Source organism: Cellulomonas sp. KU4C, from assembly GCF_056868065.1.
The window spans coordinates 1,328,029-1,341,668 of record NZ_CP200322.1; the positions used below are offsets into that span (position 1 = coordinate 1,328,029).

General features: G+C 73.0%; 10 protein-coding genes and 1 pseudogene. All 11 read left to right on the forward strand.

Going from position 1 to position 13,640, the window contains the following annotated elements; all coding sequences use genetic code 11:
* Nucleotides 1-31 precede the first annotated feature (31 nt).
* The 11 genes and pseudogenes from AC1VL8_RS06295 to mmsB all read left to right on the forward strand — a co-directional run bounded on the left by AC1VL8_RS06295 (nucleotide 32) and on the right by mmsB (nucleotide 13,609).
* A complete protein-coding gene (locus AC1VL8_RS06295; protein WP_389233449.1) occupies nucleotides 32-472 on the forward strand; it encodes a hypothetical protein in 441 nt (146 codons plus the stop codon).
* A 4-nt stretch (nucleotides 473-476) separates the two neighbouring features.
* The gene (locus AC1VL8_RS06300) at nucleotides 477-1,235 is read left to right on the forward strand and encodes a histidine phosphatase family protein (protein WP_483074576.1); all 759 of its coding nucleotides are present in this window, start codon (nucleotides 477-479) and stop codon (nucleotides 1,233-1,235) included.
* Between the two features lie 114 nt (nucleotides 1,236-1,349).
* A complete protein-coding gene (locus AC1VL8_RS06305) occupies nucleotides 1,350-2,912 on the forward strand; it encodes a DUF7059 domain-containing protein (protein ID WP_483074577.1) in 1,563 nt (520 codons plus the stop codon).
* Between the two features lie 291 nt (nucleotides 2,913-3,203).
* The gene (gene proC / locus AC1VL8_RS06310) at nucleotides 3,204-4,052 is read left to right on the forward strand and encodes a pyrroline-5-carboxylate reductase (RefSeq protein ID WP_483074578.1); all 849 of its coding nucleotides are present in this window, start codon (nucleotides 3,204-3,206) and stop codon (nucleotides 4,050-4,052) included.
* Between the two features lie 36 nt (nucleotides 4,053-4,088).
* Nucleotides 4,089-5,156 (forward strand): LacI family DNA-binding transcriptional regulator, encoded by a 1,068-nt coding sequence (locus AC1VL8_RS06315; protein ID WP_389233420.1) that lies wholly within the window; start codon nucleotides 4,089-4,091, stop codon nucleotides 5,154-5,156.
* 138 nt (nucleotides 5,157-5,294) lie between these two features.
* Entirely contained in the window at nucleotides 5,295-6,896 is a 1,602-nt protein-coding gene (locus AC1VL8_RS06320) for a xylulokinase (protein WP_483074579.1), read from the forward strand.
* Between the two features lie 27 nt (nucleotides 6,897-6,923).
* Nucleotides 6,924-7,679: an L-ribulose-5-phosphate 4-epimerase gene (locus AC1VL8_RS06325; RefSeq protein WP_483074580.1), complete on the forward strand. Its 756-nt coding sequence runs from the start codon at nucleotides 6,924-6,926 to the stop codon at nucleotides 7,677-7,679.
* Nucleotides 7,676-9,184, forward strand: coding sequence for an L-arabinose isomerase (gene araA, locus AC1VL8_RS06330; RefSeq protein WP_389233411.1), 1,509 nt, complete (start codon nucleotides 7,676-7,678; stop codon nucleotides 9,182-9,184). The genes AC1VL8_RS06325 and araA overlap by 4 nt, the downstream gene beginning before the upstream one ends.
* Before the next feature lie 446 nt (nucleotides 9,185-9,630).
* Nucleotides 9,631-10,776, forward strand: a complete 1,146-nt coding sequence (gene chvE, locus AC1VL8_RS06335) for a multiple monosaccharide ABC transporter substrate-binding protein (protein WP_389233408.1) — start codon at nucleotides 9,631-9,633, stop codon at nucleotides 10,774-10,776.
* 115 nt (nucleotides 10,777-10,891) lie between these two features.
* A pseudogene (mmsA, locus tag AC1VL8_RS06340) lies at nucleotides 10,892-12,431 on the forward strand (multiple monosaccharide ABC transporter ATP-binding protein).
* On the forward strand, nucleotides 12,428-13,609 hold the full coding sequence (gene mmsB, locus AC1VL8_RS06345; RefSeq protein WP_483074581.1) for a multiple monosaccharide ABC transporter permease: 1,182 nt from the start codon (nucleotides 12,428-12,430) through the stop codon (nucleotides 13,607-13,609). Before mmsA ends, mmsB begins: the two are co-directional and overlap by 4 nt.
* Nucleotides 13,610-13,640 lie beyond the last annotated feature (31 nt).

A 13,640-nucleotide genomic window follows, 5' to 3' on the forward strand; every position in this document is an offset into this window, starting at 1 on the left:
GTCCGGGCGTGCGTCCGGCAGGGTGGGTGGCATGAGCCGACCGCGCCGCTCCACCCCGCCCGTCGCCCGCCGCGCCCTCGTCGGGGTCGCGCTCGTCGGGCTGCTCGTCCCGCTGGCCGCCTGCTCCGGCGGGGGCGACGCCCAGGCGTTCTGCGAGGGCGGCGAGGACGCCATCACCCAGATCGACGCCGCGGGGTCCCTCGGCAACGACCCCGAGGCGTTCGCGGCGGCGATCGGCGAGGCGCGGGACAAGTTCGAGGCCGTCGAGGCGCCGGACGAGATCGCCGACGACTGGCAGGTGTTCACGGACATGTTCGGGCAGCTCGACGACGCCCTGTCCGACATCGACGTCACCGACCAGGAGGCCTTCACCGCGGCGATCGCGGAGTTCTCCCAGAGCGCCGACTCCGAGGACCTCACGACCGCCGGGGACGACCTCAGCACGTACATCACCGAGAACTGCGACGCCTGATCCCGTGCGCCTGCACCTCGTCCGGCACGGTCAGACCGGCTCGAACCTCGTCTCGGCGCTGGACACCGCCGCGCCGGGCGCGCCGCTGACCGCCGAGGGCGAGCGCCAGGCGCGGGCGGTCGGCGACGCGTTCGCGTCCGAGCCGCTGGAGGCGGTCTACGCCTCGCACCTCGACCGGGCCCGGGCCACGGCCGCCGCCGTCGCCCGCCCGCACGGCCTGGACGTGCAGGTCCGCGAGGGCCTGCGGGAGGTCGCCGCCGGGGAGCTGGAGATGCGGACCGACCCCTCCTCCGTGGAGCGGTACCTGCGGACGATGCTCGCCTGGGCGGGCGGCGACCTGTCCGCGCGGATGCCCGGCGGCGAGACCGGCCGCGCCACGCTCGACCGGTTCGAGGCGGTCGTCGAGGAGATCCGCGCCGGCGGGGCGTCGACCGTCGCGGCGGTCAGCCACGGTGCGGTGATCCGGCTCTGGGCGATCACCCGGGCGGCGAACCTCGACACCGGGGTGGCGGCCGTGCGGGTGCTGGACAACACCGGCGTCGTGACGCTCGAGTCCGGCGGCCCGACCGGCTGGTACGCGACGCGCTGGCAGGACGAGCTGGTGCCGCACACCCCGTACGCCCCGCACGGGCGCGGCGACGGCGACGGCCCCGGCGGCGAGCCCCTCGCCCGACCCGCTTCGCCCACCCCGCCCGCTGCGCCCACCCCGCCCGCTGCGCCCACCCCGCCTGCTGCGCCGACCCCGCCTGCTTCGCCGAGATAGGGCGCTCGCGCCGAGACAGGGCGTCCGGCGGCCCTGACTCGGCGCGGGGGTCCTGTCTCGGCGCCGATCGGGCTCGACCGCGTGCCTCGGCCCGGCGCGGGGGAGGATGGGCCGGTGGACACGCCGACCCCCTCGACCGCCGAGCCCCTGACGACCGACCCGGCCCTGCTGGCCGCCCTGCGCGCCGACCTCGGGGCCACCGGGTTCACGGTCCCGGGTGTCGAGGACCTGCTGGGCCCGGTCGCCGCCGCCGCGCTGCACCGCGAGGAGCCCGTGCCCGCGCTGCGCGCCACCGCCGACGCCGCCGACCCGCGGGCGGTGCTCGTGCGGGCGTTCGTGCTCGGCGTGCCCGTGCCCGGGCGCGCGCTCGCGGCGGCGCTCCCGTCGCTCGGCGTCCCCGGGGCCGAGCGGCTCGGGCTCGTCACGACGGCCGGGTCGGGCGCCGACGACGAGGTCCGTGCCCGCGTCGACCTGCGCCCCTACGAGGCCGAGGACGGCGCCGGGACCGTCGACTGGTGGATCGCCTCCGACCTCGGGGAGCTCGCCACCGGCGGCGCGCTGCGCACCGACCACGTGCTCGGCGTCGGCGGCGCCTCGACCACCCTCGCCCAGGTGACCGTGCGCGACCCGCGCGGCCGGACCCTCGACCTCGGCACCGGCTGCGGCATCCAGGCGCTGCACGCGTCGCGGCACTCGGGCGCGGTCGTCGCGACGGACATCTCGGCGCGGGCGCTCGGGTTCGCGCGGTTCAACGCGGGGCTCGCGGGGCTGGACCGCCTGGACCTGCGGCTCGGCTCGATGCTCGAGCCGGTCGCGGGGGAGCGGTTCGACCTGGTGGTCAGCAACCCGCCGTTCGTCATCACCCCGCGCGCCTCGGGGGACGTCCCGACGTACGAGTACCGCGACGGCGGCCGCACCGGCGACGCCATCGTGTCCGACCTGGTCACGTCGGTCGGCGCGGTGCTCGCGCCCGGGGGCGTCGCGCAGCTGCTCGGCAACTGGGAGGTGCGGCGCGGCGAGTCCTGGGACGAGCGCGTCGGGGCGTGGCTGGACGCGTCCGGGCTGGACGGCTGGGTCGTGCAGCGCGAGCTCCAGGACCCCGCGCAGTACGCCGAGACCTGGATCCGCGACGGCGGCACTACGCCGGACCGCGACCCCGCCGCGTGGCGCGCCCGGTACGCGGCCTGGCTGGACGACTTCGGGTCCCGCGACGTCGAGGCGATCGGGTTCGGGGTCGTCACGCTGCGCCGGCCCGAGCAGGACGCGGGTCCCCGGCTGCGGCGGCTCGAGGAGGTGACCGGCACGGTCCGCCAGCCGCTGGGTCCGACCCTCGGGGCGAGCCTCGCCGCCCACGACTGGCTCCGGGCCCGCGACGACGACGCCCTCGCCGCCGAGCGCCTGCGCGTCGCCGAGGACGTCACCGAGGAGCGCTACCTGCGCCCCGGCGACGCGGACCCGCAGATCGTGCTGCTCCGGCAGGGCGGTGGCCTCGGCCGGACGGTCCAGGTCGGCACGGCGCTCGCGGGCCTCGTGGGCGCCTGCGACGGCGAGCTGACCGTCAGCCAGATCGTCGGCGCGCTGGGTGCCCTCCTGGACGTCGACGCGGGCGCGGTCGCCGCCGACGTCCTCCCGGACGTCCGAGGCCTGCTCCGCGACGGTCTCCTCCTGCCCGCCTGACGCCGGTCCGCCGCCACGCCACCGGGTGGATCCACTTCGCTGCCGGTGCGCCGGGTGGATCCACCCCGCTGCGGCGTGGACGATTCCCGTTCGCCACGCCCGGCGAGTCGCTCCGGGTGGATCCACCCCGGGGAGGGTCGGCCCTCCGCCACCGCGACCAAGCCCCCGTCGCCCGCCCACCCCCACGTTGGTCGCGGTGTCGCCGGGCTCTGCGCCGCCTCGCCCCGCCCGGCTACGCTCGCGAGTCAGGGGACGTCCGCCGCCCCGGCCCCGCGACCCCCAGGAGCACGCATGACCTCGACGGCACGACCCCACACCGCGGTCCTGGGCGGGGGTGTCATGGGCGAGGCGCTCGTGACCGCGCTGCTGGCGGCCGGGTGGACGGCGGACGACGTCGACGTCACCGAGCGGAGCGCGGCGCGCGCCACGGAGCTGTCGGGGCGGTACGGCGTGCGGGCGGCGGACCCGAACAAGAAGGCCGCGAGCCGCGCGGGCCTGGTGCTCGTGGCGGTGAAGCCGCAGGTGGTGCCGGAGGTGCTCGCGGAGATCGCGCCGGCGCTGAAGCCCGGGACGCTCGTCGTCTCGGTGGCCGCGGGCGTGCCGGTCGCCGCGTACGAGGCGGCGTTGCCCGAGGGCACGCCGGTCGTGCGGGTGATGCCGAACACCCCGGCCCTGGTGGGCAAGGGCGCGAGCGCGATCGCGCCGGGCACGCACGCGACCGACGAGCACCTGGACCTCGTGGAGCAGGCGCTCGCGGCGACCGGCCTGGTGGTGCGGGTCGCGGAGAAGGACCTGGACGCGGTGACCGCGATCTCGGGCTCCGGTCCGGCGTACGCGTTCTACCTGATCGACGCGATGGCCGAGGCGGGGGTGCTGCTGGGTCTGACCCGCGACCTCGCGACCCGGCTCGCGGTGGCGACCGTCGAGGGCTCGGCGGCGCTGGCGAGCAGCACGGGCGACCACCCGGTGGTGCTGCGGGAGCGGGTGTCGTCGCCCGGCGGCACGACGGTCGCCGGGGTCGCGCAGCTCGACGCCCACGGGGTGCGGGCGGGCGTGGTCGCGGCGGCGCGCGCGGCGTACGAGCGGTCGCGGGAGCTGGGCCGGGCCGCGCTGCCGGCCGAGCCGACCCAGGACCGGTAGGCCCCGGTGTCCGGCACCCCGGTGCGCCCGCCGGCCATGAGCGACGTCGCCGCGCTCGCGGGCGTCTCGCACCAGACGGTGTCGCGGGTGCTCAACGACCACCCGAGCGTCCGGCCCGAGACCCGGGAGCGCGTGCTGTCCGCGATCGCCGAGCTGGGCTACCGGCGCAACAGCGCCGCGCGGGCCCTGGTGACGCGCCGGTCGGGTGCGTTGGGCGTGCTGACGACGGCGTCGGCGGACCACGGGCCCACCAGCACGCTGCTGGGGCTGGAGAGCGCGGCCCGGGAGGTCGGCTACTACGTGAGCGTCGCGGCGATCGACCGGTTCGACGCGGGCACGATGCGCGCGGCGCTGGACCACTTCCTCGACCAGGCGGTGGAGGGCATCGCGATCATCGCCCCGCAGGTCGACGTCGCGGAGGCGGTGACGGCGTTCGCCGCGCCGGTGCCGGTGGTGACGGTGACGTCCGGCGCGCACGTGGCCGGGCCGGGCCGGGTCGTCGCGGTGGGGGTGGACCAGCGGGAGGGCGCCCGCGCGGCGACCCGGCACCTGGTCGACCTCGGGCACCGGGAGGTCGTGCACCTCGCGGGCCCGCAGGACTGGTTCGACGCGCAGGAGCGGCTGGCGGGCTGGCGGGAGGCGTGCGCGGCGGCGGGCGTCGCTGCGCCGGACCCGGTGGAGGTCGACTGGTCGGCGGAGTCCGGCTACCGCGAGGGGCTGCGTCTGGTGGACGCGGGGCTGCCGACGGCGGTGCTGGCGGCGAACGACCAGCTCGCGCTCGGGCTGCTGCGCGCGTTCTGGGAGCGGGGGGTGCGTGTCCCGCAGGACGTGTCGGTGGTGGGGTTCGACGACGAGGCCGGTGCCGCGTACTTCGTGCCGCCGCTGACGACGGTCCGGCAGGACTTCCCGGCGCTGGGCCGCTCCGCGATCGACGCGCTGGTCCGTGCGCTCGCGGGCGAGGACGTCCCGCGCACCCTCCTCCCGGCCACCCTCGTCCCCCGGGCCAGCACCGCCGCGCCCCGCCCGAGCGCGACCTCCCGGCCCGCGCGCGCACGAGAGGTCACGACACGCGGACCGGAGGAGCCCGAGGTCAGCGAGTCGTGACCTCTCGCCCGTCCGGCGCGACTTCCGCGCGAGAGATGTGAGCGCTAACATCGAGAGCAGGGTGCCGCGCCGGACGGGTGCGGCACGGGGTGGACGGCCTGGGCAGCGACGCCCGGGCGCAGAGGACGGAGCGACGCGATGACGCAGCAGCAGCAGGACGACCTGCGGGCGGCCCTCGCCGAGGGGCGCACGTCCCTCGGCATCGAGCTCGGGTCGACCCGGATCAAGGCCTGCCTGGTCGGACCGGACCACGCGCCGGTCGCGACCGGCAGCCACGAGTGGGAGAACCAGCTCGTCGACGGGGTGTGGACGTACTCGCTCGACGCCGTGTGGGCGGGCCTGCAGGAGGCCGTCGCCACGCTGCTGGCCGACGTCGAGCAGCGGTACGGCGTGCGCCCGACGACGTTCGGCGGCCTCGGCGTCTCCGCGATGATGCACGGCTACCTGGCGTTCGACGCGGACGGTGAGCTGCTGGTGCCGTTCCGCACCTGGCGGAACACCTCGACCGGGCGCGCGGCGGGCGAGCTCACCGACCTGCTCGGGTTCAACATCCCGCTGCGGTGGTCGATCGCGCACTACTACCAGGCGGTCCTCGACCACGAGGCCCACGTGCCGCAGGTCGACTTCGTGACGACGCTGGCCGGGTACGTGCACTGGCGCCTGACGGGCCGCAGGGTCCTCGGCGTGGGCGACGCGTCCGGCATGTTCCCCATCGACCCGGCGACGCGCGACTACGACCGCGGCATGGTCGCCCAGTTCGACGAGCACGTCGCGTCCCGCCGGCCCGGCCTGCGCCTGACCGACCTGCTGCCCGAGGTGCTCGTGGCCGGGGCGGACGCCGGCAGCCTGACCGCCGAGGGCGCCGCGCTGCTCGACCCGACCGGCACCCTGTCGGCCGGCATCCCGCTCTGCCCGCCCGAGGGCGACGCCGGCACCGGCATGGTCGCGACCCACTCGGTCGCGCCGCGCACCGGCAACGTCAGCGCCGGGACGTCGATCTTCGCGATGGTCGTCCTGGAGAAGCCGCTGACGCGGGTGCACCACGAGCTCGACGTCGTCACGACGCCCGCCGGCGACCTGGTCGCGATGGTGCACTGCAACAACGGCGCGAGCGAGCTCAACGCGTGGGCGGGCCTGTTCGGCCAGTTCGCGACCGGGCTCGGGGCGACGGCGTCCGCGGACGACGTGTTCGGCACCCTGTTCCGGGCCGCGCTCGAGGGCGACGCCGACGGCGGCGGGCTGCTGGCCTACAACTACCTGTCCGGCGAGCCGATCACCGGTCTGGACGAGGGCCGGCCGCTGGTCGTGCGCACCCCGGACAGCCGCCTGACGCTGGCCAACTTCATGCGGACGCAGATCTACTCCGCGTTCGGCACGCTGAGCCTCGGCATGCAGGTGCTGGCGGGCGAGGGCGTCGCGATCGACACGATGTTCGCGCACGGCGGCATGTTCCGGACGGCGGGCGTCGCGCAGCGGCTGCTGGCCGCCGCGATCGACGCGCCGGTCGCCGTCGGCGAGACCGCGGCCGAGGGCGGCGCGTGGGGCATCGCCGTGCTGGCCGCCTACCGCTCCGCCGGCGACGGGCTGTCCCTCGACGAGTACCTGGGCACCCGGGTGTTCGGCGCGGCGGAGCTCGACGTCGCCGAGCCCGACGCCGCCGACGTGGCGGGCTACGCCACGTTCCTGGACCGCTACCGCGCGGGCCTCGCCGTCGAGCGCGCCGCCACCGCGGCGCTCTGACCCGACCACCGGAAGGACACCCCTGAGATGACCCGGACCCTCGCCGACTACCCGGCCGAGGTGCAGGACGCGGTCGCGCGCACCCGCGAGGTGGTCGCGACGCTGCACGCCGAGCTGCCCCGCTGGGAGCTGATCGTCTGGACGGCGGGCAACGTGTCGCAGCGCGTCGTCGTGTCCCCGGACGGCGTGCCGTCGGCCGACGACCTGCTCGTGATCAAGCCGTCGGGCGTCACCTACGACGAGCTGACCCCGGAGTCGATGGTCGTGTGCGACCTCGACGGCACCCTGGTCGACGGCACCCGCAGCCCGTCCTCGGACACCGCCGCGCACGCGTACGTGTACACGCACATGCCCGAGATCGGCGGCGTCGTGCACACGCACTCGACCTACGCGACGGCCTGGGCCGCCCGCGCGGAGCCGGTGCCGTGCGTGCTGACGATGATGGCCGACGAGTTCGGCGGCGACATCCCCGTCGGCCCGTTCGCGCTGATCGGCGACGACTCGATCGGCCGCGGCATCGTCGAGACGCTGCGGGACTCGCGCAGCCCCGCGGTGCTGATGCGCAACCACGGCCCGTTCACGATCGGCAAGGACGCCAAGGCGGCGGTCAAGGCCGCCGTGATGGTCGAGGAGGTCGCCCGCACGGTGCACATCTCCCGCCAGCTCGGCGAGCCGACCCGCATCCCGCAGGCCGACGTCGACTCCCTGTACGCCCGTTACCAGAACGTCTACGGCCAGGGCAGTGCTGCCCCCGCCACCACCACGAAGGAGCAGGACGCATGACCAAGCCCTACGCCGACCGCGAGGTCTGGTTCTTCACCGGCAGCCAGGACCTGTACGGGGAGGAGACCCTCCGCCAGGTCGCCGAGCAGTCGCAGGAGGTCGCGCGCCAGCTCGACGCCGCGTCCGACGTGCCGGTCACGGTCGTGTGGAAGCCGGTGCTGAAGGACTCCGCGTCGATCCGCCGGGCGATGCTCGACGCGAACTCCGACGACCGCGTGCTGGGCGTCATCACCTGGATGCACACGTTCAGCCCCGCGAAGATGTGGATCGCCGGCCTGGACCAGCTGCGCAAGCCGCTGCTGCACCTGCACACGCAGGCGAACGTCGAGCTGCCCTGGGACAGCATCGACATGGACTTCATGAACCTCAACCAGGCCGCGCACGGCGACCGCGAGTACGCGTACATCGCGACCCGCCTGGGCGTCGCCCGCACCACGGTCGTCGGCCACGCGTCCAACCCGGCCGTCACGAAGCGGGTCGGCACCTGGGTGCGCGCCGCCGCGGGCTGGGCCGCCACGCACGAGCTCACGCTCGCCCGGTTCGGCGACAACATGCGCAACGTCGCCGTCACCGAGGGCGACAAGACGGAGGCCGAGCTGCGGTTCGGCGTCACGGTCAACACCTGGGGCGTCAACGAGCTGGTCGCCGCGGTGGACGCCGTCGCGGACGCGGACGTCGACGCCCTGGTCGCCGAGTACGAGGACCTGTACGACGTCGTGCCCGAGCTGCGCCGCGGCGGGGACCGCCACGAGTCGCTGCGCTACGCGGCCCGGCAGGAGGTCGCGCTGGAGACGTTCCTGACGTCGGTGGGCGCGAAGGCGTTCACGACCAACTTCGAGGACCTGGGCGCGCTGCGCCAGCTGCCGGGCCTCGCGGTGCAGCGGCTGATGGCCAAGGGCTACGGGTTCGGTGCCGAGGGCGACTGGAAGACCGCCGTCCTGGTGCGCGCGGCCAAGGTGATGGGCGAGGGGCTGCCCGGTGGCGCCTCCCTGATGGAGGACTACACCTACGACCTGACGCCCGGTGCGGAGAAGATCCTCGGCGCGCACATGCTCGAGATCTGCCCGTCCCTGACGACGTCGAAGCCGAAGGTGGAGATCCACCCCCTCGGCATCGGCGGCAAGGAGGACCCGGTCCGCATGGTGTTCGACGCGGACCCGGGCGAGGGCGTCGTCGTCTCGATGGCGGACATGCGGGACCGGTTCCGGCTGACCGCCAACGTCGTCGACATCGTGCCCCCGACGCAGGAGCTGCCGAACCTGCCGGTGGCCCGTGCCGTGTGGGAGCCGCGTCCGGACTTCGCCACGTCGGCGGAGGCCTGGCTGACCGCGGGCGGCGCGCACCACACCGTCATGTCGACGGCCGCGGGCGTCGAGGCGTTCGAGATCTTCGCGGAGATCGCGGGCACCGAGCTGCTGGTGATCGACGAGCACACCACCCGCCGCGGCTTCCGCGACCAGGTGCGCTGGAACCAGGTGTACTACCGCGTGGCGCAGGGCCTGTAGCCCCGTCCGACCCCGGCCGACGGCCCGCCACCCCCGCGCGAGGGGTGGCGGGCCGTCGTCGTGCTGGGTTCAGGCGGACCGGGGTGGGAGGCGGCTTCCCGCGGCAGGGAGCCACCCGAACGGCGTAGTGGGTTCGGGAAGCGAACTCAACGTCGAGCTCGCCCGCGGTCTCCGGGGGTGCCGGACGAGGCCGGGTGACATCTCCGGAACGGCCGTGACCTGCACGGATACCGGTGTCTGTAGGTAGCCGCGGCGCCGTTACCCATCTGCAACCTGCGCCCTGCACCTATGGCTTGACTTCTTGAACACAAGGCCGGGAGAGTGTGCCTGTGCTCGCCGACGACGGGGTTCGCCCCCGCGAAGCGGCGTAGGGCAAGGACGGGCGAAGAGGCTTTCACGAGCCCGCAGACGACGAGGTCAGCAACCCTCTCGAGGAGGAGAAGGACATGAAGAGCATCAAGATCGTCGCCCTCGGCGGCGTTCTCGCGCTCGGCCTGGCGGCGTGCTCCGGCGGCGGCGCCGGCAGCAGCAGCAGCGACGAGACCGGCGGGGGCGACCCGGCCGACATGACGATCGGCGTCGCGATGCCGACCGAGACCTCCGAGCGGTGGATCGCCGACGGCGACGCCGTGAAGAGCCAGCTCGAGGAGGCCGGCTACTCGGTCGACCTGCAGTACGCGGCGGACGACATCCCCACGCAGTCGCAGCAGATCGACCAGATGATCACCAAGGGCGTCGACCTGCTGATCGTCGCCTCGATCGACGGCACCGCGCTGTCGAACCAGCTGCAGGCCGCGGCCGACGCCGGCATCCCGGTGATCGCGTACGACCGCCTGATCCGCGACACCGAGAACGTCGACTTCTACGTCACGTTCGACAACTACAACGTCGGCGTCCAGCAGGCCACCTCGCTGCTCGTCGGCCTGGGCATCCTCGACGAGGCGGGCGCCGAGCTCGGCGCCACCGGCCCGTTCAACATCGAGCTGTTCGCGGGCTCGCTGGACGACAACAACGCGCACTTCTTCTTCAAGGGCGCGATGGACACGCTGCAGCCGTACATCGACAACGGCACGCTCGTGGTGAAGTCCGGCCAGACCGAGATCGAGCAGGTCGCCACCCTCCGCTGGCTCCAGGAGACCGCCCAGAAGCGCATGGAGGACGTCCTGACGTCCACCTACTCGGACGGCTCCAAGGTCGACGGCGTGCTCTCGCCCTACGACGGCATCTCCCGCGGCATCATCACCGCGCTGCAGAACGCCGGCTACGGCGACAGCATCGAGGCCGGCCTGCCGATCGTGACCGGCCAGGACGCCGAGATCGCCTCCGTCAAGCTCATCCAGGACGGCGTGCAGTTCTCGACGATCTTCAAGGACACCCGCAAGCTCGCGGAGCAGGCCGTCATCTCGGCGCAGGCGTTCCTGGAGGGCGAGGAGCCCGAGGCGAACAACACCGAGGACTACGACAACGGCGTGAAGGTCGTCCCCAGCTTCCTGCTGGAGTCCGACATCGTCTACGCCAACAACATCCAGGCGCTCCTGATCGACTCGGGCTACTGGACCGAGGAGGAGGTCGCGGCCGGTCAGGCCTCCTGACCCGCTCGACCCCACCGCGTGACCGACGCGGGCCGGCCGGCACCCGAACCGGTGCCGGCCGGCCCCGCGGCGACGTGATCCATCGCCCGACACGACTGAGGACGGTCGAGGCCGCATGAGCGACCACATCCTGGAAATGCACTCCATCACCAAGACCTTTCCCGGGGTCAAGGCTCTGCAGGACGTCAACCTGAACGTCAAGCGGGGAGAGATCCACGCGATCTGCGGGGAGAACGGGGCCGGCAAGTCCACCCTCATGAAGGTGCTGTCGGGCGTGTACCCGCACGGCACCTACGAGGGTGAGATCCGCTTCGACTCGGAGACGGTCGAGTTCGGCTCGATCAACGACTCCGAGGACAAGGGGATCGTGATCATCCACCAGGAGCTCGCCCTGGTGCCGTACCTCTCGGTGGCGGAGAACATCTTCCTCGGCAACGAGCGCTCGCGCGGCGGCGTGATCGACTGGAACAAGGCGAACTCCGAGGCGGCCGTGCTGCTCGCCCGGGTCGGCCTGGACGAGAACCCGGTCACCCCGATCGGCCAGCTCGGCGTCGGCAAGCAGCAGCTCGTGGAGATCGCCAAGGCGCTGTCCAAGAAGGTCAAGCTGCTCATCCTCGACGAGCCCACGGCCGCGCTGAACGACTCGGACTCCGAGCACCTGCTCACGCTGCTCCGGCACCTCAAGGGCCAGGGCATCACCTCGATCATGATCTCGCACAAGCTCAACGAGATCGCCGAGATCGCCGACTCCACCACGATCATCCGCGACGGCAAGACGATCGAGACCCTCGACATGGTCGAGGACAAGGTCACGCAGGACCGGATCATCAAGGGCATGGTCGGCCGCGACCTCGAGCACCGGTACCCGCCGCACGAGGGCCACCCCGGCGAGGAGGTGTTCCGGGTCGAGGACTGGCACGTCGAGCACCCCACGCAGCCGGGCCGCGTCGTCGTCGACGGCGCCAGCTTCAACGTCCGCGCGGGCGAGATCGTCGGCATCGCCGGACTGATGGGCGCCGGGCGCACCGAGCTCGCCATGAGCGTCTTCGGCCGCTCCTACGGCCGCAACATCTCGGGCAAGGTCTTCCTGCACGGCAAGGAGATCAAGACCCGGACCGTCCGCGAGGCGATCGACCACGGCCTCGCGTACGCCACCGAGGACCGCAAGACGTACGGGCTGAACCTCATCGAGGACATCCGCCAGAACATCTCCGCGGCCGCGCTCGGCAAGCTGTCGAAGGCCGGCTGGGTCAACGGCAACGAGGAGATCAAGGTCGCCGAGGAGTACCGGCGGTCCATGAACATCAAGTCGCCGACCGTCATGGCGCTGACCGGCAAGCTTCTCCGGCGGCAACCAGCAGAAGGTCGTCCTGTCCAAGTGGATCTACACGGACCCCGAGGTCCTGATCCTGGACGAGCCGACCCGTGGCATCGACGTCGGTGCGAAGTACGAGATCTACACGATCATCAACAAGCTCGCGGACGCGGGGAAGGCCGTCGTGGTCATCTCCTCCGAGCTGCCCGAGCTGCTCGGCATCTGCGACCGCATCTACACGCTCGCGTTCGGCCGGATCACCGGCGTCCAGGAGCGTGCGACGGCGACCCCGGAGAGCCTCATGGAGCTCATGACGAAGGAAAAGGACACGGTTCGATGACGGCTGTTGCAGGCCTGCGGGACATCTTCACGAAGAACCTGCGGCAAAGTGGTATCTACATCGCGTTCATCGCGATCATCGGACTGTTCGCGATCCTGACGGACGGCGTGCTGCTCTCCCCGGGCAACCTCACCAACGTCGTCCTGCAGTACTCGTACATCCTGATCCTCGCGATCGGCATGGTGATCGTCATCATCGGCGGGCACATCGACCTGTCGGTCGGGTCCGTCGTGGCGCTCACCGGCGCGGTCTCCGCGATCGTGGTGATCAAGGAGGGCCACCCGTGGTGGCTCGGCATCCTCGCCGCGCTGGCGGTCGGCCTCGTGGTCGGCGCCTGGCAGGGCTTCTGGGTGGCGTACGTCGGGATCCCCGCGTTCATCGTGACGCTGGCCGGCATGCTGCTGTTCCGCGGCCTCACGCTGCAGGTGCTGAACAACATCTCCCTGTCGCCGTTCCCGCAGACGTACCAGAAGGTCGCCGGCGGCTTCCTCAACGGCCTGCTCGGCGGTGACGGGTACGACGCGTTCACGCTGATCATCGCGGGCATCGCGGTCGCCGGTTACGCGTTCTCCGCCTGGCGCTCGCGCATGGGCCGCGTCCGCTACCAGCAGTCCGTCGAGGCGCTGCCGCTGTTCGTCCTGAAGATCGTCGCCATCGCGGCCGTCGTCATGGCCTTCGCCTGGCAGCTCGCGCACTCCCGCGGCCTGCCGATCGTGCTGATCATCCTGGCCGTGCTGATCCTGGTCTACAACACGGTCACGACCCGCACGGTGTTCGGCCGCCACGTCTACGCGATCGGTGGCAACCTGTCCGCCGCCCAGCTCTCCGGCGTGAAGGTCAAGCAGGTCAACTTCTGGATCTTCGTCAACATGGGCTTCCTGGCCGCCGTGGCCGGTGCGGTCTACTCGTCCCGCTCGAACGGCGCCCAGCCCGGCGCCGGCAACATGTTCGAGCTCGACGCGATCGCCGCCTGCTTCATCGGTGGCGCGTCGACGACCGGTGGTGTCGGTCGCGTGACCGGCGCGATGGTCGGTGGCCTGATCATGGCCGTCATGTCCAACGGCATGCAGCTGATGGGCGTCGACCAGTCGGTGCAGCAGATCGTCAAGGGCCTCGTGCTCCTGCTGGCCGTCGCGTTCGACATCTTCAACAAGCGCCGCGCGAGCAGCGCCCGCTGATCGCACGCAGCACGCCCACGGGGGCCGGGAC